20 protein-coding genes are annotated in these 20,936 nt (G+C 64.0%); 9 read left to right on the top strand and 11 right to left on the bottom strand.

Annotated elements, in window-relative coordinates; all coding sequences use genetic code 11:
- Positions 1 to 3 precede the first annotated feature (3 nt).
- The 3 genes from HFRIS_RS19395 to HFRIS_RS19385 are packed head-to-tail and all read left to right on the top strand — an operon-like array spanning position 4 to position 2,533.
- Positions 4 to 591, top strand: a complete 588-nt coding sequence (locus HFRIS_RS19395; protein ID WP_006713098.1) for a cupin domain-containing protein — start codon at positions 4 to 6, stop codon at positions 589 to 591.
- The gene (locus tag HFRIS_RS19390; protein ID WP_006713096.1) at positions 588 to 1,571 is read left to right on the top strand and encodes a fumarylacetoacetate hydrolase family protein; all 984 of its coding nucleotides are present in this window, start codon (positions 588 to 590) and stop codon (positions 1,569 to 1,571) included. The genes HFRIS_RS19395 and HFRIS_RS19390 overlap by 4 nt, the downstream gene beginning before the upstream one ends.
- Positions 1,568 to 2,533, top strand: coding sequence for an NAD-dependent epimerase/dehydratase family protein (locus tag HFRIS_RS19385; protein WP_006713095.1), 966 nt, complete (start codon positions 1,568 to 1,570; stop codon positions 2,531 to 2,533). The genes HFRIS_RS19390 and HFRIS_RS19385 overlap by 4 nt, the downstream gene beginning before the upstream one ends.
- Before the next feature lie 26 nt (positions 2,534 to 2,559).
- Here HFRIS_RS19385 and HFRIS_RS19380 read toward each other — a convergent pair whose 3' ends face one another.
- The 5 genes from HFRIS_RS19380 to map all read right to left on the bottom strand — a co-directional run bounded on the left by HFRIS_RS19380 (position 2,560) and on the right by map (position 7,228).
- A complete protein-coding gene (locus HFRIS_RS19380) occupies positions 2,560 to 4,116 on the bottom strand; it encodes an EAL domain-containing protein (protein ID WP_006713094.1) in 1,557 nt (518 codons plus the stop codon).
- 228 nt (positions 4,117 to 4,344) lie between these two features.
- Entirely contained in the window at positions 4,345 to 5,052 is a 708-nt protein-coding gene (locus tag HFRIS_RS19375) for an anti-sigma factor (protein ID WP_006713093.1), read from the bottom strand.
- Positions 5,049 to 5,606: a sigma-70 family RNA polymerase sigma factor gene (locus HFRIS_RS19370; protein WP_039876538.1), complete on the bottom strand. Its 558-nt coding sequence runs from the start codon at positions 5,604 to 5,606 to the stop codon at positions 5,049 to 5,051. The genes HFRIS_RS19375 and HFRIS_RS19370 overlap by 4 nt, the downstream gene beginning before the upstream one ends.
- Before the next feature lie 80 nt (positions 5,607 to 5,686).
- A complete protein-coding gene (locus tag HFRIS_RS19365) occupies positions 5,687 to 6,163 on the bottom strand; it encodes a DUF3455 domain-containing protein (protein WP_233207608.1) in 477 nt (158 codons plus the stop codon).
- A 267-nt stretch (positions 6,164 to 6,430) separates the two neighbouring features.
- Positions 6,431 to 7,228, bottom strand: coding sequence for a type I methionyl aminopeptidase (map, locus tag HFRIS_RS19360; RefSeq protein ID WP_006713089.1), 798 nt, complete (start codon positions 7,226 to 7,228; stop codon positions 6,431 to 6,433).
- Between the two features lie 255 nt (positions 7,229 to 7,483).
- Here map and HFRIS_RS19355 point away from each other — a divergent pair, with 255 nt between their 5' ends.
- A complete protein-coding gene (locus tag HFRIS_RS19355; protein ID WP_006713087.1) occupies positions 7,484 to 8,395 on the top strand; it encodes a LysR family transcriptional regulator in 912 nt (303 codons plus the stop codon).
- Positions 8,396 to 8,454: 59 nt separating this feature from the next.
- Here HFRIS_RS19355 and HFRIS_RS19350 read toward each other — a convergent pair whose 3' ends face one another.
- From HFRIS_RS19350 to HFRIS_RS19325, 6 genes are all read right to left on the bottom strand, one after another.
- Positions 8,455 to 8,808 carry a VOC family protein gene (locus HFRIS_RS19350; RefSeq protein WP_006713084.1) on the bottom strand — a complete coding sequence of 118 codons (354 nt, stop codon included), beginning with the start codon at positions 8,806 to 8,808 and terminating at the stop codon, positions 8,455 to 8,457.
- 120 nt (positions 8,809 to 8,928) lie between these two features.
- Positions 8,929 to 10,098: an MFS transporter gene (locus HFRIS_RS19345; protein WP_039876534.1), complete on the bottom strand. Its 1,170-nt coding sequence runs from the start codon at positions 10,096 to 10,098 to the stop codon at positions 8,929 to 8,931.
- A 194-nt stretch (positions 10,099 to 10,292) separates the two neighbouring features.
- On the bottom strand, positions 10,293 to 11,441 hold the full coding sequence (gene dgoD, locus HFRIS_RS19340) for a galactonate dehydratase (RefSeq protein ID WP_006713081.1): 1,149 nt from the start codon (positions 11,439 to 11,441) through the stop codon (positions 10,293 to 10,295).
- A 96-nt stretch (positions 11,442 to 11,537) separates the two neighbouring features.
- Positions 11,538 to 12,176: a 2-dehydro-3-deoxy-6-phosphogalactonate aldolase gene (locus HFRIS_RS19335; RefSeq protein WP_006713079.1), complete on the bottom strand. Its 639-nt coding sequence runs from the start codon at positions 12,174 to 12,176 to the stop codon at positions 11,538 to 11,540.
- Between the two features lie 40 nt (positions 12,177 to 12,216).
- A complete protein-coding gene (locus HFRIS_RS19330; protein WP_006713077.1) occupies positions 12,217 to 13,185 on the bottom strand; it encodes a 2-dehydro-3-deoxygalactonokinase in 969 nt (322 codons plus the stop codon).
- Positions 13,186 to 13,200: 15 nt separating this feature from the next.
- Positions 13,201 to 14,175 carry an aldose 1-epimerase gene (locus HFRIS_RS19325; RefSeq protein WP_006713075.1) on the bottom strand — a complete coding sequence of 325 codons (975 nt, stop codon included), beginning with the start codon at positions 14,173 to 14,175 and terminating at the stop codon, positions 13,201 to 13,203.
- Between the two features lie 536 nt (positions 14,176 to 14,711).
- Here HFRIS_RS19325 and HFRIS_RS19320 point away from each other — a divergent pair.
- From HFRIS_RS19320 to chvE, 5 genes are all read left to right on the top strand, one after another.
- The gene (locus HFRIS_RS19320; RefSeq protein WP_039876531.1) at positions 14,712 to 15,686 is read left to right on the top strand and encodes an ABC transporter substrate-binding protein; all 975 of its coding nucleotides are present in this window, start codon (positions 14,712 to 14,714) and stop codon (positions 15,684 to 15,686) included.
- Between the two features lie 122 nt (positions 15,687 to 15,808).
- Positions 15,809 to 17,362, top strand: coding sequence for a sugar ABC transporter ATP-binding protein (locus tag HFRIS_RS19315; RefSeq protein WP_039876529.1), 1,554 nt, complete (start codon positions 15,809 to 15,811; stop codon positions 17,360 to 17,362).
- Positions 17,359 to 18,438 carry an ABC transporter permease gene (locus HFRIS_RS19310; RefSeq protein ID WP_039876527.1) on the top strand — a complete coding sequence of 360 codons (1,080 nt, stop codon included), beginning with the start codon at positions 17,359 to 17,361 and terminating at the stop codon, positions 18,436 to 18,438. Before HFRIS_RS19315 ends, HFRIS_RS19310 begins: the two co-directional genes overlap by 4 nt.
- Entirely contained in the window at positions 18,435 to 19,481 is a 1,047-nt protein-coding gene (gene yjfF / locus HFRIS_RS19305) for a galactofuranose ABC transporter, permease protein YjfF (protein ID WP_006713071.1), read from the top strand. The genes HFRIS_RS19310 and yjfF overlap by 4 nt, the downstream gene beginning before the upstream one ends.
- Positions 19,482 to 19,678: 197 nt before the next feature.
- Complete coding sequence (gene chvE / locus HFRIS_RS19300; protein WP_006713070.1) at positions 19,679 to 20,752, top strand: multiple monosaccharide ABC transporter substrate-binding protein; 1,074 nt, start codon at positions 19,679 to 19,681, stop codon at positions 20,750 to 20,752.
- The last annotated feature ends 184 nt before the right edge of the window (positions 20,753 to 20,936 follow it).

The raw sequence follows: 20,936 nt of genomic DNA, 5'->3' as shown, positions 1-20,936 counted from the left end.
CGGATGAATTTTCCTCCCATCTACCGCGTGGTCACCGGCCACGATGCGCAAGGCCATTCCATCGTCAGCACTGAGGGTCTGCTACCGACGGTGGTGGAAGTGGCCGCCATTCCCGGCACGCTGTTCCATGAAGTCTGGAGTACCGGCGCCACGCCCGTGCCCGTGGACAACGGCCCTGATCCCACCCTGGGCGCTCTGGTGCTCTCGCCCCCGGCGCATGGCACGCGCATGCGCTTCGTCGATATTCCGCCCGACACCGAAGAATTCCTGGCCAGTGCCAGCAGCAGGATGCACGACGCCTTCAGCCAGATCGGCGAAGCCGCTGCCTCCACGGTGCAGGCCGACTCGCCCCATCCGCTGATGCACCGGACCGAATCGGTGGACTATGGCATCGTCATCGAAGGAGAGATGACCCTGGTGCTGGAGCGTGGCGAAGTTGACCTCAAGCCCGGCAGCGTGGTCGTGCAGCGTGGCACCAACCACGCCTGGGCCAATCGCTCGGGCAAGCCTTGCCGCATGCTCTTCATTCTGGTGGATGGCCGCTATGACCCGGCCATCGCCGCGCAACTCGGTCGGGGGGATAAGCCATGAAGTTTGCCACCCTGCATGACGGCAGCGCCGATGGCACCCTGGTCCTGGTGGCGCGGGATTGGCGCAGTGCCCTGCCGGTGCCGCAGATCGCTGCCACCCTGATCGATGCCATGGCGCGCTGGGAGGACGTGCGTGCGCCCCTGGAAGCGTGCTACAGGGCCCTCAACGGAGCTCAGGTGGAGGGAGCCATCGCCTTCGACCCCCGGCAGTGCATGGCGCCACTGCCGCGCGCGCCGCAATGGCTGGATGCCTCGGCTTTCCTCAACCACGGCAGGCTGATGGAAGAAGCCTTCAAGACGCCCCCGATCCCGCATTTCGATACGGTGCCGGTGATGTACCAGGGCGCCAGTGATGACTTCCTTGGCCCGCATCAGGATGTGCCCCTGTGTTCGGAATCCGAAGGCATCGATTTCGAAGGCGAGTTCGGTGTGGTGGTCGGTCCGGTGGCCATGGGCGCCAGCCCGCAACAGGCGCAGCAGGCCGTGCGCCTGGTACTGCAGCTCAACGACTGGAGCCTGCGCGCGCTCGGCCCGCATGAGATGAAGACCGGCTTCGGCTTCCTGCAGGCTAAGCCTTCCACCGCCTTCGCACCCATCGCGGTCACCCCCGACGAACTGGGTGAGGCATGGCGCGACGGCAGGGTGCAGATGCATCTGCAGGTGCAATGGAACGGCGTGGACTTCGGCCAGCCACATGGCGGCGAGATGAATTTCTCCTTCGGCGAGCTGATCGCGCATGCCGCGCACAGTCGTCGCCTCACCGCTGGCTGCATCATCGGTTCGGGGACTGTCTCCAATGTGGCGCGCGCCGCTGGCTCCGCCTGCATCGCCGAGCGCCGCGTGATCGAAAAGATCGACCTGGGCGAGATCCGCACCGGTTTCATGCGTTTCGGTGACGAGGTGCGCATGCAGGCCCGCTACGCCGACGGCCGCGAAGGTCCCTTCGGCATCCTGCAGCAGCGCGTGGTGCAGGCGCCATGAAGGTATTGGTTACCGGTGCCGGCGGTTTCATCGGCGCGACCCTGATGCAACTGCTGCAGCAGGTGGGGCAGGCCGGGGCGCAGCGCATCACGCAGCTGGCCGCCATGGATCGGCACTTGCCGCCCACGTCGGCTGACATCGTGCGCATCGAAGGCGAGCTGCAGGATGCTGCGGTGCTGGAGCGCATCTCCCGTTTCGGCGCTGATCTCTGCTTTCACCTGGCCGCTGTGCCCGGCGGGGCGGCCGAGGCGGATCCCGCATTGAGCCGTCGCGTCAACCTGGATGCCACCCTCGACCTGTTCGAGGTGCTGGCGGCCAGGCCGGCAGCGGGCGCTGCGCCGGTGGTGGTGTATGCCAGCACCATCGCCGTCTATGGCACACCCTTGCCCGACCCGGTCACCCCGTCCACGCCCGCGCAGCCGGCACTGGTCTATGGCGCCCACAAGCGCGCCTGCGAAATTCTGCTGGCCGACGCCACGCGTCGCGGCCAGCTCGATGGTCGTTCCTTGCGGCTGCCGGGTATCGTGGCACGCCCCCGCGCCGCCTCCGGACTGGTCTCGGCCTTCATGAGCGAACTGCTGCATGCACTGGCTGCCGGCGCCCCGGTGACGCTGCCGGTCGGCCCGCAGGCTACCGCCTGGTGGATGTCGGCGCAGTGTTGCGCCGGGAATCTGCTGCATGCCGCCACCATGGACCCGACGCTGGATACCGAAGGTCATCGCGAACGCTGCTGGGCCTTGCCGGTGCTGCGGCTCTCCATGGGCGAACTGGTGGACACGCTGTCGACGCTGTATGGCGTGGACGGCCATGCGCTGGTGCGCTATGCACCGCAGGAAGGTGTGGAAGCGATCTTCGGCAGATATCCCGTGCTCGATGACTGTCGCGCACGGCAACTGGGATTGAAGGATGATGGCGACGCCCGAACGCTGGTCAGGCGGGCTCTGGCGCCCTATGCCCTATAGCCGGCCGTGGTGAGCGCCGCGGGCGGTCAGGCCGCCAGTCCCAGTTCGTTGGCGGCTTCCGGCGGGCGCTGCTGCAGCACTTCATCCAGTTCCAGCGCCTTGCTGAACAACCAGCCCTGGGCGTGGATGTCGGGGGCGATGCCGCGAATGAGCTGCAGTTGCTCGTCGGTCTCGATGCCTTCGATGACCACCTGCAGATCCAGTTCGCCGGCCAGGCGCAGCAGGTTGGGCACCACCGAACGCAGCGGCGAACCGGTACTCAGCGCACTGGTGAACAGCCGGTCGATCTTGATGCCGTCGAAGCGGGCGTAGGAAAGGTGTGAGAGATTGGCGCTGCCCGTGCCGAAGTCGTCGATCCAGATCGCAAAGCCGGCCCGCCTCAGCAATTCGATATTGTGGGTGAAGGCATCGGAGCGGATATCGGCGCGCTCGGTCACCTCCAGGTGCAATTGCCGGCGCAGGGCCGCTTGGTTGGCGGTGAGGTCCAGTGCGAAGCGGATGAAGTTGGCGTCTTCGATGTCGGCAACTTCGGTATTGATCGCCAGGATGAGATCGGGATTGGCCAGCAGCAGCTCCTGCATCTCGCGCAATGCGCGCGCGAGGACGACCTTGGCCAGGGCCGTGCAGAGCCGATTCTGCACCGCCAGCGGCACGAAGATATCGGGGCCGATTTCCGGCTCATCGGCCGGGCGCCAGCGGGCAAGCGCTTCATAGCCCTTCAGGCTCAGATCGTTGATGCAGACGATGGGCTGGTACAACAGCACGATTTCATCGTTGGCAATGCCATGCCGCAGCCGGTCCAGCACCCCCTGGTGGCGCCGGCTGCGCAGGTGGAGCAGGCAGGCCAGGGCGCCGGCGACGAAGCTGCCGGCCAGCAGCGCAATGAGTCCTCGCGGATAGAGTACCGGGTACCAGTGCAGGCGCGCCGATGCCTGTGCGCACAGCGCCAGATCGGCATTGCAGTGGGTCACGTCGATCCCCGGCAGCAGCCCGATGGCACCGTCCGGGTTGTAGCGCATGCCTTCGCGCTCAACCAGCACGTGCGTGCCGTCTGCGTTGGTGATGCGCAGCGAGACATCCTGATAGAAGCGATTGAGATCGAAGGTGGTCGGTGCGGTAAGGGCCAGGCTGCGCTGCAGGCCGACCACGTTGCTGGGGGCGTGAGTGTGCACGATGGCCTGCCCCAGCCAGATCTTGAAGCCGCGGCCGGCCTGGTAAAGCGGCTCCGGCAGCACAAACGGCTCAGCCAGCTGGCCCCATAGCGCGGTACAGCGCACCATGCCCTGGTCGACGCGTCCGAGATCGGCCACATAGCTGTTGGCGTAGGCGATATTGCGCAGCACCGCCAGGTCGTCGTCCGAGCAATGCTGGAACGGGCTGGCCTCGGCCCGACGCAGCGCATCCCCCGTGGCGCGTGCCGCATCTTCGGCGCGCTGCAGGGCCTGCAGCGACGAGGCGTCGATGTGGCGCAGCTCCGAAACGGTCAGCGCAAGCTGTGCCAGGACCAGCCCGATGAGCATGCCAAGACAGGCCCAGAGCAGGATTTTCCATGCCGACACGCGACGGAAGACTTTGCGATTCATTGATTAAAAAATAACTATCCCTGGCGCAAGCTTAATTTAAATCCGTTATGACTTATTTGGTTTTTTTCGCAGGCTGTTGTTTTGAATCGGATTTCGCTTCGATTTCCCGGCCGGCGATAGGAACCTGCCCCCTCGCTGATGCGTATCGGACTCAATTCTCGCCATTCCTCCCCCATTTTTCCGTCATCTCCCCGTGATTCCCCCTTTTTGTGACATCCACGGTGAGGTTCAGGACGTGACCTTCACGGCGCGTCCGATATAGAGGATGGGGCCGGTCGGTCGTCCGGTGGGCGAGCCGGTGTCGGGTTCCAGGGTGATTTCGAAAAGTTGATCGGCCTGCAGCGGGGGCAGTTTCTCCAGCGCCACCTGCTGCGTCCTGCCGGGCTGGACCAGCCCCAGCGATACCGGTGCGCTCCAGTTGGCGCCTTTGGTCCAGAACTGCAGGGCCTTTTCCTGCGGGATGGTAGCCACGCCCAGAGGGATCAGATTCAGGCGCCCACTGCCGCCGGTCTGGACTACCCAGCCCGGAGCCTTGTCCTGGGGCGCGACCAGTACCACCATGAAGGATGGTGCAGGACCCGGCGGCTCGGCACGCAGTACCAGCAGCGCCAGCAAGACCGAGCAGGTCAGCGCCCCAGCGGTGCTCCAGCGCCAGAAATTGACGCTCTCCCACCATTGTCGCCAGCCGCCCTGGCGGCGCACCGGCGCCGGCATCGGCAGGCTGCGTTCGATCCGCTGCCACAGGCCCGGCGAAGGTTGTTCAGGCGGCGCCAGTGCGGTCAGTGGATGCAATCTGGCTTCCCATGCATCGACCGCGGCGCGCAGGGCAGGCTCTTGCGGCAGGCGTCGTTCCACCGCCTGGCGCTGTGCCAGGTCCAGCGTGCCCAGCACATACTGGCCAGCCAGCCATTGCAGTTCGTCGTGTGATTCGTTCATCCGATGCACTCCCGCAGCGCGGCCAGGCCCCGCTTGATCCATGCCTTGACCGATCCCAGTGGCGCCTTGAGGCGTTCGGCGATTTCGGTGTGGGTGCAGCCATCGACATAGGCGTAGACGATGCTGGCGCGCTTGGCTTCGCTCAACTGCCCCAGGCAGTCTTCCAGCCGGCCGAGATCGGCCTGCCACTCGGGCGCCTGGACGGCGGGCTCATGGTGGTCGGCCAGTTCTTCCAGATCGTCGCCGGCATTGACCTCGTGCTGCAGGGCGCGCAGGCGGTTCAGCGCCGTATGGCGCACCACCGTGAAGATCCAGCCGCGCGCTGCACCCCGCGAGGGGTCGAAGCTGGCGGCGCGGGTCCAGATATTGAGGAAGGCGTCGTGCAGCACGTCCTCCGCCAGCGCTCGGTCGCGTACGATACGCAGCGCCACGCCCAGCAGATAGCGCCCCTCCTGCTGGTACAGCCTCTGCAATGCCCCGCGCTCACCAGCGGCGCAGGCGAGGAGGGTGGCTTCATGGTCGAAAGCAGGGGCGAAAGCAGGGGCGTCTGTCACGCGAAAGGATCCGGGCGCTTGTTGCCCGGCCGGAACATCCGGCCGGGATGGAGTCGATTATAGCGACGCCAGCGCCTGACTTAGTTGGCTTTCCAGAAAATATAATCGGCCTGGTAGCCCACCTTCTGCTTGGCACCGGCCTTGCTCATGTCGCAGGCCTCGGCCGGCGCCACGCCACCCCTGGTGGCGACCCGCTGGATGTAGGTGGTCTGCGTCATCGCACCCATGCCGGTGGCCGGATTGGCCTTCACCAGCTGGTACGGGATATTGCCGGTGCCGGCCGGTGCCACCGCCACCTGGGTCGCGGTCACCTTGGAGCCGTCGCTGCTCTCCCAGGTGGCCGGCGGTCCATAGTAGCGACCGACCTGCATGCCACTACGGTCCTTCAACACCGCATCCGGGCCGACGAAGGTCCATTCGAACTGGCCGGGCATGTCCTTCTTGGGGCGGCATTCATAGAGGATTTCGCCCGCGCCCACCGTCTGCAGCACCACCTTGTTGCCGGCCGGTACCTTGACGGCGTCGGGCAGGCTGTCCTGCGAATACATGGTCGACATCGGTGCGCAGGCCGCCAGCGTGAGGCTGGCCGCGGCGGCAGCGACGGTGGCGGTCCGGCCCAGGACGGGGCGCAGGGCGGACAGGTGACGCGAGAAGGGGATGGACGGGATGGAATGTTGCATGATGGGCTCCTGTAAGTTCTTGAAATGGGTCGTACCACGATCAGCTTTTCCTGCTGACATGAGTACTACCCACCAGGCGCCCGAACGGATGCAGTCCCGCGAAAATTTATTTTTCGGGCGGCTGCAAACCGTCCTGGATGGATCTCAGCTGCGCGTGGCAATGGCCGGGTAGCCTCCGCTGCCCTCTGGCCAGGGTGTGAGGATTTCATAGCCCTTGGCCGTGACCACCACCATGTGTTCCCACTGCGCCGACAACGAACCGTCGGCGGTCACCACGGTCCAGCCGTCGTCCAGTTGCTGTGTATGGCGCTTGCCGGCATTCAACATCGGTTCGATGGTGAAGATCATGCCTTCCTTGAGTGGCAGGCCGGCATTGCGCTGGCCGTAGTGCAGCACCTGCGGTTCGTCGTGATAGACGGTGCCGATGCCATGGCCGCAATATTCCCGTACCACGGAAAAACCATCCCGCTGCGCCACCGTCTGGATGGCATGGCCGACATCGCCCAGCGTGGCGCCCGGGCGCACCGCGCGGATGCCCGCGCACATCGCCTCATAGGTGGTGTTGACCAGCTTGCGCGCCGTGGCATTGGGCGAACCCACGAAATACATGCGGCTGCAGTCGCCATACCAGCCGTCCTTGATCACGGCCACGTCGATGTTGATGATGTCGCCATCCTTCAGCACCTGGCCACCGGGAATGCCATGGCAGATCACTTCGTTGACGGAACTGCAGATGGTCTTGGGGAAACCGTGATAGCCCACATTGGCCGGCGTGGCCTTTTGCACGTTGACGATATGGTCGTGGCAGATGCGGTCCAGTTCGTCGGTACTCACCCCGGCCCGGACGTGCTCGGCCACGATGTGCAGCACTTCGGCCGCCAGTTGCCCGGCCACGCGGGCCTGGGCGATTTCTGCGGCGCTGCGCAGCTTCACTTTTCTCATGCTTGTCTGATCTCGGTGTGCCACGCGCTGCGTGGCGGTCGTTCGGCCGTGTATTTTATCCGTCTCGTGCGCCGCCCGCCTCGGTTTGCGCGATCGTCGGGATTTTTCGACAAGTAATGGGTATTTTCGACCCCCGGCCTGGTCTCATTCACTTATGGGTAAAATCGATAGTTTGTACTTGATCCATCCATTTCACAGATAAACCAGATTCTCTCAACAGCAGATTTTCTCAACAGGATTTTCACCAGAGGCCATATGGAACTGAGGCAACTGCGCCAATTCGTGGCGCTGGCGGAAGAAAAGAGTTTTACCCGGGCCGCTTCGCGCTGCCATATCGTGCAATCGGCGCTGTCGTCTTCCATCCGCCTGCTGGAAGAGGAACTGGCCGCACCGCTGTTCGTGCGGACCACGCGCCGGGTCGAACTGACTGCGGCCGGCGAAGCCTTCCTCGACAGCGCCCGACGCGCATTGGGTGCGCTGGAGCAGGGCGCCACCGATGTGGCCGATGTCAATGCCATGCGACGCGGCCGCCTGTCCATCGGCACGGTGCAGAGCCTGCCTTCCTTCGTCGACCTGCCGGCCGTGCTGGCACGCTTCCATCGTCGTCATCCTGCGGTGGAGGTCCGGCTGTGCCAGGGCGCGGCGGGCGAGTTGAACGAGAAGGTGGCTTCGCGCCAGCTGGACCTGGCCGTTCTGCCCATCGAAGAAAGCGGCGAAGGCCTGCAGAGTCATATCATCGCCTGCGAAGACCTGGTGCTGGCCTGCACCCCGACCCATCGCCTGGCCAAGGCGCGCTCGGTGACACTGGAACAACTGGCCGGCGAGGATTTCGTCGATTTCGAGACTGGCCTGGGTACGCGGGCTCTGGTGGATCGCGGCTTTGCCGAAGCCGGCCTGCGCCGCCGCCTGGCCTTCGAGGTCAGCGATCTGGTGACCTTGCTGGACCTGGTGGTGCACGGACTGGGCGTGGCGCTGTTGCCGCGCGACGTGGTGCGCTCGCGCCGGGGCAAGCTGGCCACGGTCAACCTGCGCGGCGTGGAGCTGTGCTGGGAGCTGGTGGTCACCCACAAGGGTGCCGCCCGCAATGGCGCACCGGTGCTCGACGCAGCACCGGCGGCGTTTCTTGAATTGCTGATGGAACAGGCCCGGGAGCAGGGGCGGGCGTGACTTGACCGGCCTTTCCTGCCTGCACTTCGTGGTACTTGAACGCTACTGCTGCAGGGAATTTATCCGGCGCACCAGACCGCCAGTTCATAACCATCCAGGTCGCTGAAATGGAAGCGCCTGCCGCCCGGGAAGGAGAAGGTAGGGCGGGTGATGGTGGCACCGGCCGCCAGCAAGCGGTCCTGGATGGCATCCAGGTCGTCACCGTAGAGGATCACCAGTGGGCCGCCCGGACGCACCGCTTCGCCGGTGGTGAAGCCACCCTTGAGGCGGCCGTCGCTGAATTCGGTGTAGGTCGGGCCATAGTCGGTGAAGGTCCAGCCGAATACGCTGCCGTAGAAAGTCTTGCTGCGGGCGATGTCGGTGACGTTGAATTCGATGTTGTCGATCCTTAGTGCAGCAGGGGCGGGGCTCATGGTTTGCGTCATCCTGATTCAGTGGCAATGGGTAGGCCGGTAAGGCGGGCAGCACATCGCGATGGTGCCCCGTGTCAGCCGGCAGGGACCGCCACCTTAGCATGCCGGCCGGGCAGCCCCTCAGATGAAACGCCGTACCGCCTTGCCGCCGAACAGTGCCACCACCACCATCACCAGCGATACGCCCACGAAGCTCACCCGCAAGCCCAGATGTTCGGCCACGCCACCGATGAAGACCGGCCCCAGCAGCATGCCCACATAGGCGAAGCGGGCCACGGCGGCAATGCTCTCGGCGGCCGCCACGCCCGGTACCCGGGCCGCAGCCAGGAAGAAGATCGGCATCAGGTTGGCAATGCCCAGGCCCGCCAGCAGCAGCCCGGCCATGGTGGCCAGGGGTACCGGCCAGGCCGCCGCCAGGGCGATGCCGGCGGCACCGGCCGCACCGCTCCAGGCCAGGGTGCGCAGGCCGCCGATGCGGGCACGGATGCGGTCGCCAGTCAGCCGTCCGGCCGCCATGCCGGTGGAAAACGCCGCATAGCTGTAGCTGACCCAGGCCGCCGGCGACTGCGCCACGTCGCGCATGTACACCGCCGCCCAGTCATACATGCCGCCTTCACACACCAGCGCCAGGAAGGCGATGCCACCCAGCACCAGTACCATGCGGCGCGCCCGGCCATCGGCCCCGCCAGCGCCCGTGGTCTCGTCATGCGTGGCGTCGGGCAGGGCGAAGGGGCCGATGGACAAAGCCACTGCCAGTGTGCCGGACCCGACCAGCGCCGCATGGGCCAGCGGAGACAGCCCGGGCAGGGCGCCCAGCGCCGAGCCGGCGATGCCGCCGATGCTGAACATGGCGTGCAGGGTGGACATGATGGGCCGCGTGCGCTGACCCTCCACCAGCGCGGCCTGTACCGACATGGCCACATCGAAGGCGGCCATGGCGCTGCCGAACACCAGCAGCAGCGCCACCAGCATCCAGAACTGGGGTGCCAGCGGGATCAGCAACAGCGTGGCCGCATACAGGATGCCGACCTGGCGCAGGGCACGGGCGCTACCGACGCGCGCGATCCACTTGCCAGACTGGCCCATGGTCAGCAGCGCGCCCCCGGCCACGGCCAGCATGGCCAGCGACAGCACCGCGTCGGACAGCGCGAAACGCTCCTTCACCGAGGGAATCAGCACGCCCCAGGTGGCGAAGGTGGCGCCGTTGACGAAGAACTGCGCCATCGTGGCGCGGGTGGCGTTACGGCTGTGGACGGATTCGGCAGGGGAAGAGGAGGTGCCTAGCGTCATAAAAACCTGTGGAAAAAATCAAAAAGCGTGACTTTGCCAGTATTTGATTCATCTGTTAAATGGAATATTCAGATCAACTCCATCGATTCAGCAGATGAATCTACGCGTCTACGTCAGCAGTGCGGCCGAAAAAAAGCCCAGCCAGCTTGCGCCGGACCGGGCTGAGGGACTACCGAGGAGGAGGTTTTGGCTTATTACCACTCGGCAAAGCTGCCGTCCTTGTGGCGCCAGATCGGGTTGCGCCAGCGGTGGCCGACTTCGGCGCGCTGACGGACATATTCTTCGTTGATCTCGATGCCCAGGCCCGGGCCTTGCGGGATCTTGACGTAGCCGTCTTCGTAGGAAAACACGTTCTTGTCGCGGATGTAGTCGAGCAAGTCGTTGCTTTCGTTGTAGTGGATGCCCAGGCTCTGTTCCTGGATGAAGGCGTTGTAGCTGCCGGCGTCCACCTGCAGGCAGGAGGCCAGGGCGATCGGACCCAGCGGGCAGTGCAGCGCCAGCGCCACGTCGTAGGCCTCGGCCATCATGGCGATCTTGCGGGTCTCGGTGATGCCGCCGGCGTGCGAGACATCGGGCTGGATGATGTCCACGTAACCTTCGGAGAGGATGCGCTTGAAGTCCCAGCGCGAATACAGGCGTTCACCCAGGGCGATCGGGGTCGAGGTCAGGTGGGCGATTTCCTTGAGGGCCTCGTAGTTCTCCGACAGCACCGGCTCTTCGATGAACATCAGCTTGTACGGCTCCAGTTCCTTGATCAATACCTTGGCCATGGGCTTGTGTACGCGGCCGTGGAAGTCCACTCCGATGCCCACGTTGGGGCCGACCGCTTCGCGCACGGCCTGGACGTTGGCCAGGGTCAGTTCGATCTTGTCGTGGCTGTCGATGAATTGCAGTTCTTCGGTACCGTTCATCTTCACGGCGGTGAAGCCGCGTGCCACCGCATTCTTGGCCGCCGCAGCCGTATCGGCCGGCCGGTCGCCGCCGATCCAGGAATACACGCGGATGGAGTCACGCACTGCGCCACCCAGCAACTGGTGTACCGGTACACCCAGGGCCTTGCCCTTGATATCCCACAGGGCCTGGTCGATACCGGCCAGGGCGCTCATGTGGATGGCGCCGCCACGGTAGAAACCACCGCGATAGAGCACCGTCCAGTGGTCTTCGATATTGCGCGGGTCCTTGCCGATCAGGTAGTCGGCCAGTTCGTCCACGGCGGCCGAGACGCTATGGGCGCGACCTTCGACGATGGGCTCGCCCCAGCCGACGATGCCTTCGTCAGTCTCGATCTTGAGGAAGCACCAGCGCGGCGGCACGATGAAGGTAGTGATCTTGGTGATTTTCATTGTTCTGTCCGGTTATGCGTTTAATCTGTTCAGGTGAAAAATGATCGGCGTGCGATCGGTTGCAACGATGAATGTCCTGGGCCGGCAGGCGCGCGCTCAGCCCAGCGCCTTCCATGCGGTGACGAAGGCGACGGCGCGCTGGCGCACTTCCTCGGCCGACAGGCCCGGGGTGTACAGGGCCGAGCCCAGGCCGAAGCCCGATGCGCCGGCTGCGCGGAACACCGCCATGCCCTCGGGCGTGATGCCGCCCACCGGCAGCAGCGAGATGTCGCGCGAGATGACGGCACGCCAGGCCTTGACCACCTGGGGGCCGAGCTGTTCGGCCGGGAACATCTTGAGTACGTCGGCACCGTTGTCCAGGGCGGCAAAGGCCTCGGTCACGGTGGCCACGCCCGGTGCGCTGTAGAGGCCGGCATCACGGGCTGTGCGGATGACGGCGCCATCGCTGTGGGGCATGACGATCAGTTCGCCACCGGCATCCTTGACCTGCTGTACCTGCGCGGGCTTGAGGACCGTGCCGGCGCCGACGATGCAGTCGGCCGGCAGGCTCTTGCGCAGGGCGCTGATGCTCACCAGCGGGTCGGGCGAATTGAGCGGGACTTCGATGATGCGAAAGCCGCTGTCATAGAGGGCTGCGCCGATGGCTTCGGCCTCGGCATTACGCACGCCGCGCAGGATGGCGATCATGCCGGTGTTGCGCAGGGCGTCGTTGAATCGTTGGGTCTGGAGTTGCATGTTTTCTTCCGTGATGCGGTTGATGGTGACGACCTTGGCCTCAGGCGACCAGTCCGGCGTGGCGTGCCAGCACCCACAGGCCGACTTCGGTGGCGGCGTCGGCCTGGCTGACCGGTCCCAGACCGAACAGGTCCAGTGCCAGCTGGTAGCGGCGGCACAGACCGGCGTCACCGATCAGGACGATGGCCGGCGCCTGGGCCGGGTACAGGGTTTTCAGGGCGGCCAGTTCATGGCCGATCAACAGGCCCGACAGGTAGTCCGGCTGTGCCTCGGCTGCCAGTTCGCCGGTCAGCCCGAGGGTGCGGCTGCTGAAGATGTTGGAGAGCACACCGCTCTTGCCTTCCGGCCCCAGCGCCACGCGCGCCCCACGCAGGAAGGCGGCATCATCGGCGGCATCGGGCTTGTGCATGGTGCGACCGAGGATGGTGTGGGCGCACAGGGCGCCGTAGACCTCGCCGGTCATGAAGGTGTCGAAATGCTCGATGCGGCCAGCGACCACGCGCACCCACTTCGAATGGGTGCCAGGCAGGCCGATCAGCAGCTCGCGCTCATGGCGTGTCTGCAGGGCGCCGATGACCTGGGTTTCCTCGCCGCGCATCACGTTGGGCAGGGTCGAGGCCTGCAGTAGGCCCGGCACGATCCACAGCGGACGGCCCAGGCCGGTATCGACCTCGGTCAGCTTGCTGCCGATCAGGTCGGGCGAGAGCGGCACGTTCAGGTAGGCGGCTTCGCGCCAGCCCTGCTTGCTGCCGACCATGCCGGCGGCAATCAGCGGCGCCTGCGGTGCAGCCTCCAGCCAGTCGCCGCAGGCGGCTTGCAGCGCGACGCGGTAGGGCGCGTGCGCGTCCTCACCATGCTCCACGGCGGGCAGGTTCATGATGCCCCAGGGATGAGCGCGGCGCTCGATCACCTGGCCGTTGCGGTCGAAGCGGTAGCAGCGCAGCGAGGAAGTACCCCAGTCGAGGGCGATCAGGGCGCAGTCTGTTTGGATATCTTGGTGGGTCGTCATGTTCGGTGCCGGGCGTCAGCGCGCCAGGCTGGTATGGTTCGTTTCGCTGCGTGCCTGTTCCTGGGCGATGTCGCAGACCGTGAAGCGGGTCAGCAGCACCATGTCTTCGCCCGGGGCCAGCGCGATCAGGCCGGGCTGGTTGGGCTGGTGGAAGGCATCGACGGGATGGGTCACCGGCTCCAGGCAGAAGTACGGCAGGCCATTGGGCCGGAACATCAGCACGTAACCGCTGCGGTCAGTGGTGTGCATCTGCAGGCGCAGGCCGCGGGTGGGGTCTTCGATCATGGCCAGGCCGTCCCAGCCCTCAAAGCAGTTATCGATCAGGCCGCCCTGCAACAGCGCCGGGCGGTTGTAGTCCCAGCCGGCCGGCAACTGGCGGCTGAAACCGGTGGGGATGCGATCAGGTCCGGACAGCCATACGCCGCGTGCGCGGAACTGCAGACGGGTGTGAGCGTCGTGCAGGAAGTAGGGATGCAGGCCCAGGCCATAGGGCAGGGTCTCTTCGCCGGTATTGGTCACCCGCAATTCGATCTCCAGTGCATTCTCGCGCAGCGTCAGCACCTGGCGCGCATGATAGACATAGGGATTGCCGTCGCAGCGCGCCGAGTCCAGCTCCAGGGTCATGCGGTCTTCGCTCTGGGCCACGATGCTCCAGGCCTGGCGCCAGCTGTCGCCATGGATGGGAAACGGTTCGCCAGCGCGGTTGGGCTGCAGCGGGTAATGCTTGCCATCGAAATCGAAACCGCCGCCGGTGATGCGGTTGGACCAGGGCAGCAGCGGGAAGCAGGCCGTCGCGTAGAGGGCCGCCGGGTCGGCGCTCCAGGGGCGCAGCAGCGGCAGCCACTTGCGCTCGCGCTGCCATTCCCACCCGGCCAATGCCCCGCCCAGCGCGGGGAGCACGTGCAGACGCTGACGCCCTGATTGCAGGGTATGGATTTCCGGCAGCCCCTTGGAGCCTGCGCGGTTGGCATCGGTTGCTCGGGATGGCATGGTGTCTCTTATCTTGTTATGGAGTGCGGCGCGCATCAGCGTTGCGGTGGTGCGGCGTCCCGTCGTGGGGACAGCGAAGTCGTCGGCAGGAAGAAGGAGTGGGCTCACGTGGATTCGCGCTCGGTCTTCAGGCTTGCGCTTCTAAAAAAATCTGGCTGATGCTATCACCGCCCTCCGATAGGGAATAATGAAAAAAACATCGCAAACGATATCAAAATTGCGCGGCGCCTGCTGCCCGCTGCAGCACCTGCGGGCATGCGCCGGCGCGGTGCAGCGGTAGGCCGATTTTCCCCAACGATGTGCGAAACGGTATCGAAAAACATTAAAAATTCATTGGATACCTATTGGTCGCTTGCCTAATATGGAGCGCGAATCAGGGACTTCACGGCCTTCCGGGAGTACAGGGTCGTCCAGGATTTCAGCCGCACCGCGCCGCTTCCCGACTTCATACTTATAAATCAAACGCATTCCGGCGCAGCGCAACCCACGCATACAACAAAGGGAAGTCCACAATTCCCTGCCAACGGAGACTGACAATGAACTCGAAAAGAAGAGCGCTTCTGGGCGCAGCCATTTGCATGAGCCTGGGTAGCAGCGCCATGAGCCTTCCGGCTTTCGCTGCCGACAAACCGCTGACCATGGGCTTTTCCCAGGTGGGCGCCGAGAGTGAATGGCGCACCGCCAATACCGTATCCATCAAGGATGCTGCCAAGCAGGCCGGCGTCAATCTCAAATTCGCGGACGCCCAGCAGAAGCAGGAAAACCAGGTCAAGGCGATCCGCTCCTTCATCGCGCAAAAGGTGGACGTGATCGCCTTCTCGCCGGTGGTGGAATCGGGCTGGGAAACCGTGCTGCGTGAAGCCAAGGCCGCCAAGATCCCGGTCATCCTGACCGACCGTGCCGTCAACGTCACCGACAAGTCGCTGTATGTGACCTTCATCGGTTCGGACTTCGTCGAAGAAGGCCGTCGCGCCGGTCGCTGGCTGCTGGAAAAGGCCAAGTCCATGCCGGCAGGTGACATCAATATCGTCGAACTGCAGGGCACCGTCGGCTCGGCCCCGGCGATCGATCGCAAGACCGGCTTCGAGGAAGTCATCAAGGGCGAACCGCGCCTGAAGATCATCCGCTCGCAGACCGGCGACTTCACCCGTGCCAAGGGCAAGGAAGTGATGGAAGCCTTCCTCAAGGCCGAGGGCAAGAAGATCAACGTGCTCTACGCCCACAACGACGACATGGCCATCGGCGCCATCCAGGCCATCGAAGAGGCCGGCATGAAGCCGGGCAAGGACATCATCATCATCTCCATCGACGGCGTGAAGGGTGCTTTCGAAGCCATGATGGCCGGCAAGCTCAATGTGACCGTGGAATGCAGCCCGCTGCTGGGTCCGCAACTGATGCAGATCGCCAAGGACATCAAGGCCGGCAAGGAAGTGCCCAAGCGCATCACCACCGAGGAAAGCGTCTTCCCGGCCGAAGTGGCGGCCAAGGAATTCCCGAACCGCAAGTATTGAGATCGGCATGAAGGCAACACACCCGCCCTGGGATTCAGGGCGGGTGTGTCGCTGGTCGGGCGGGTCGGACCTGATGCGCATGCTGGCGCATGAGGTGTTGCGATGGTTTTGATGGAGTTGCGATGACGATGTCTGTCGGGGCGCAGGCGCGTCCCATGCTGGAATTGAGTGGTGTACACAAGGCATTCGCGGGCGTGAAGGCGCTCACCGATGTCGGCTTGCGGCTGTTCCCCGGGGAAGTGCATACCCTGATGGGACAGAACGGCGCAGGCAAGTCCACGCTGATCAAGGTGTTGACCGGCGTGCATGAGCCCGATCAGGGCAGGATCGAACTGGATGGCCGCGCCATTGCACCGGCCTCCACGCTGGAGGCCCAGGCGCTGGGCATCAGCACGGTCTACCAGGAAGTCAATCTGTGTCCCAATCTGTCGGTGGCCGAGAATATCTTCATCGGCCGCTATCCCAAGCGCTTCGGTCGGATCGACTGGAAAAGCGTCCATGCACAAGCCAGGCTGCTGCTGCAGCAGCAATTGCAGATCGATATCGATGTGGCTGCCCAGTTGTCGTCCTATCCGCTGGCGATCCAGCAGATGGTGGCGATCTCGCGTGCCCTGTCGGTATCGGCCAAGGTGCTGATCCTGGATGAGCCCACCTCCAGCCTGGACGAGGCCGAGGTGCAGCAACTGTTCAAGGTGCTGCGGCGCCTGCGCGAGCAGGGCATGGCGATTCTCTTCGTGACTCATTTCCTGGACCAGACCTACGAGATTTCGGACCGCATCACGGTACTGCGCAATGGGGTACGCGAAGGCGAATACCTGGTCGCCGACCTGTCGCGTCTGGAGCTGGTCAACAAGATGGTGGGCGTGACCGCAGTCGATCATCGCAAGGTCGAAGCCGGTGCCGAGGCCCTGGCCTCGGGGCTGTCGGCCGATGCGGCAGAGCAGGGCGAAGTCTTCCTGCAGGCCGACGGGTTCGGTCGGCGTGGCGTATTGGCGCCGCAGGACCTGGAATTGCGGCGCGGCGAAGTGTATGGCCTGTGCGGCCTGCTGGGCTCGGGACGGACCGAGATGGCGCGTCTGCTGTTTGGCGCCGACCGCGCCGATAGCGGCCAACTGCGCATCGAAGGTCGCGCCGTCAAACTCAATGTGCCGCGCGATGCGATTGCGGCCGGCATCGGCTTCTGTTCCGAGGACCGCAAGAAGGAAGGCGCGATCCTGGAATTGTCGGTGCGCGAAAACATCATCCTGGCGCTGCAGGCAAGGCAGGGCCTGTTCCGCGTACTGCCGCGCAAGCGCCAGAACCAGATTGCCAGCGATTACGTGAAATGGCTGGGCATCAAGACTGCCGACCTGGAAACCCCGATCGGCCTGCTGTCCGGCGGCAACCAGCAGAAGGCCTTGCTGGCGCGCTGGCTGGCGACCGACCCGGGCATGCTGATCCTGGATGAACCCACGCGCGGCATCGATGTGCGGGCCAAGCAGGAGATCATGGATTTCGTCATCGCCATGTGCCGCAAGGGCATGGCCATTCTTTTCATTTCCTCGGAGATTCCCGAGGCCCTGCGCTGCAGCGACCGTATGCTGGTGCTGCGCGACCGTCGTGCCTGTGGAGAATACCGTCGTGGTGAACTCGACGAGCAGACGGTCCTGCAGGTCATCGCGGGAGAGGCCGCATGAGTGCTTCCATGGATTCCAAACTGATTCCCGATGCCGCCACCCACGCTGGCGGGGCGGGCTGGACGGCGCTCTTGCGCCACCCGCTGGTACGTCCGCTGGCGGCACTGGCATTGTTGCTGCTGATCGATTTCCTGCTGGTGCCGGGCTTCTTCAGGCTGGAGATCAAGGATGGCCACCTGTATGGCGCGCTGATCGATATCGTCAACCGTGCCGCGCCGCTGATGCTGGCGGCACTGGGCATGACCCTGGTCATCGCCACGCGTGGCGTGGATATCTCGGTGGGCGCGGTGGTGGCCATTTCAGGCGCGGTCGCAGCGATCCTGATCGGCAGCAAGATGGTGGTGGTCAATGGTGTGCCGGAGTATGTGAGCAACGTACCGATGGTGTGGGCCCTGGCCGCAGCCATGGGCGCGGCATTGCTGTGCGGCGCCTGGAACGGCGTGCTGGTGGCCGGGCTGGGACTGCAGCCCATCATCGCCACGCTGATCCTGATGGTGGCCGGGCGCGGATTGGCGCAGTTGCTCACCGATGGCCAGATCGTGACGGTCTACTACAAGCCCTTCTTCTTCCTCGGCGGTGGTTACCTGTTCGGCCTGCCATTCTCGCTCTACATCGCCGTCGGCATGTTCCTGCTGCTGGCGCTGCTGATGAAGAAGACCGCCCTGGGCCTGTTCATCGAATCGGTCGGCATCAATCCGGTGGCTTCGCGCCTGGCCGGCATCCGCACGGCGGCGCTGATCTTCTTCGTCTATATGTTCTGCAGTGCCTGCGCCGGGTTGGCGGGTCTGATGATCGCGTCCAACATCAAGAGCGCCGACGCCAACAATGCCGGTCTGCTGCTGGAGCTCGATGCCATCCTGGCCGTCACCCTGGGCGGTACCTCGCTGGCCGGGGGCAAGTTCAGCCTGGTGGGCAGCGTCATCGGTGCGCTCATCATCCAGACCCTGACCTATACGATCTATTCGCTGGGGGTGCCGCCCGAGGTCAACATGGTGGTCAAGTCCATCGTGGTGTTCCTGGTCTGCCTGTCGCAGTCGCCGCAATTCCGCCGCATGTTGAGGATGTCCAAATCATGATGCTCGTTTCTTCCTTGCGGCGCGCTTCCCATGCGCCGTGGTTTACCTCCATTGTGACCGTGGTGTTGCTGGTGATCATGCTGCTTGCAGGGGCAGCAGGGTACGACGGTTTCCTGTCGCCGCAGGTGATGCTGAACCTGCTCATCGACAATGCCTTCCTGCTGGTGGTGGCCATCGGCATGAGCTTTGTCATCCTCTCCGGCGGCATCGACCTGTCGGTCGGTTCGGTGCTGGCGCTGACCACCATGGTGGCGGCCTTCCTGCTGCAGCACTGGCACTGGCCCCCGCTGCTGGTGATGGTCACGGTGCTGTTGATGGGCGCAGGCTTCGGCGCGGCCATGGGCGCGATGATCCACTACTTCAAGCTGCAGGCTTTCATCGTGACGCTGGCCGGCATGTTCCTGGCACGCGGCCTGTGCTACCTCATCAGTATCGATTCCATCACCATCGACGATCCCTTCTTCACGGCGATGTCACAGACGCGCATCGAGTTCGCCGGCCTGTTCATCTCGCCCAGTGTGGTGATCGCACTGATCGTGCTGGCCGTGGCCATCTGGATGGCGCATGGCACGCGCTTCGGCCGTGCCGTCTATGCCATTGGTGGCAGCGAAAGCTCGGCCATGCTGATGGGCTTGCCGGTGGCGCGCACCAAGGTCTTGGTGTATGCCTTCAGCGGTTTCTGCGCATCGGTGGGTGGTCTGCTGTTTTCGTTCTACATGCTGTCGGGCTATGGCCTGCATGCGCAGGGCGTGGAACTGGACGCGATTGCGGCCGTGGTCATCGGCGGCACCCTGCTCACCGGCGGCTACGGTTACGTGGCCGGCACGCTCACTGGCGTGCTCATCCTTGGCGTGATCCAGACCCTCATTGCCTTCGATGGCAGCCTCAGTTCCTGGTGGACCAAGATCTTCATCGGCGCACTGCTTTTCGTCTTTTGCGTGGCTCAACGCATCATTTCCCTGGGTGCCCTGCGCGGCAAACCGGCCGGATCGGCGAAAGCCGCGCCAGTCGGGGCTTCGGCGGGATTTTCTAAGCTTAGTTAAGATAACTTTACATAGAGGGAGTTATACCGAAAAACATATCCATTACGCTCAAAAAATCATTAGAAATGTATTGGTAAAGCAATTAATGTAGAGCCCGCAAAACAGTTGCTCTGCATGACATTCATCAGAAATCGCGGCGCTGTTTTAGAAATAACTACAACACGCCATTCCATAAATAGAGACTGGAGACTCGAAGCATGAAAATCAAATCGGTATTGACCGGGATCGCACTCGGCCTGGGCGTGACCCTGATGTCCATCAGCGCACAGGTGAGCGCACAGAGCAAGTCGCTGGTCGGCGTGGCCATGCCCACCAAGTCCTCGGCACGCTGGATCGCCGACGGCAACAACATGGTCAAGGTCCTGAAGGAAAAGGGTTACCAGACCGACCTGCAATACGCCGAAGATGACATCCCCAACCAGCTGTCCCAGATCGAGAACATGCTGACCAAGGGCGCCAAGGTGCTGGTGATCGCCGCCATCGACGGCACCACCCTGACCGACGTGCTGCAGAAGGCGGCCGACAAGGGCGTCAAGGTCATCGCCTATGACCGCCTGATCCGTGGTTCCAAGAACGTCGACTACTACGCCACCTTCGACAACTTCCAGGTCGGCGTGCTGCAGGCACAGTCGTTGGAAAAGGCCCTGGGCCTGAAGGAAGGCAAGGGTCCGTTCAACATCGAACTGTTTGGCGGTTCCTCGGACGACAACAACGCCTTCTTCTTCTACAACGGCGCCATGTCGGTCCTGAAGCCCTACATCGACAGCGGCAAGCTGGTGGTGCGCTCCAAGCAGATGGGCATGGACAAGGTCGCGACCCTGCGCTGGGATCCGGCTACCGCCCAGGCCCGTATGGATAACCTGCTGTCGGCCTTCTACACCAACGCCAAGGTCAATGCCGTGCTGTCGCCGTATGACGGCCTGTCCATCGGCATCCTGTCCTCGCTGCGCGGCGTGGGTTACGGTTCGCCGCAACAACCCTTCCCCTACGTTTCGGGTCAGGATGCAGAAGTGCCTTCGGTCAAGTCCATCATCCGTGGCGAGCAGTACTCCACCATCTTCAAGGACACCCGCGAACTGGCCAAGGTCACGGTCGGCATGGTCGATGCCGTCCTGGGTGGCAAGCAGCCCCAGATCAACGACACCAAGACCTACAACAACGGTGTGAAGGTCGTTCCGTCCTACCTGTTGAAGCCGGTCGTGGTCGACAAGTCGAACTGGAAGGAAATCCTGGTCGGCAGCGGTTACTACACCGAAGCCCAGCTGAAGTAAGCACTACCCGGGCGGCATCGATGGCATCTGCTCTGCGCCGCCCGCTGAATCTTTCGCAGCACGCATACACACAAGATCAGCATAGTCCCGCCCTGTGCGGGGCTGGGCCTGTTCACATTCAATCTGCGAGATGCGTTGCCCCCAGGAGGCGTGGTGGCAAGGCGCGCGTCAGGGCTGGTGGTGG

This window comes from Herbaspirillum frisingense GSF30, assembly GCF_000300975.2.
Classification (GTDB): Bacteria; Pseudomonadota; Gammaproteobacteria; order Burkholderiales; family Burkholderiaceae_D; genus Herbaspirillum; species Herbaspirillum frisingense.
Note: the sequence above shows the minus strand (reverse complement) of the source record. Positions and strands in the feature narration are given on the sequence as shown.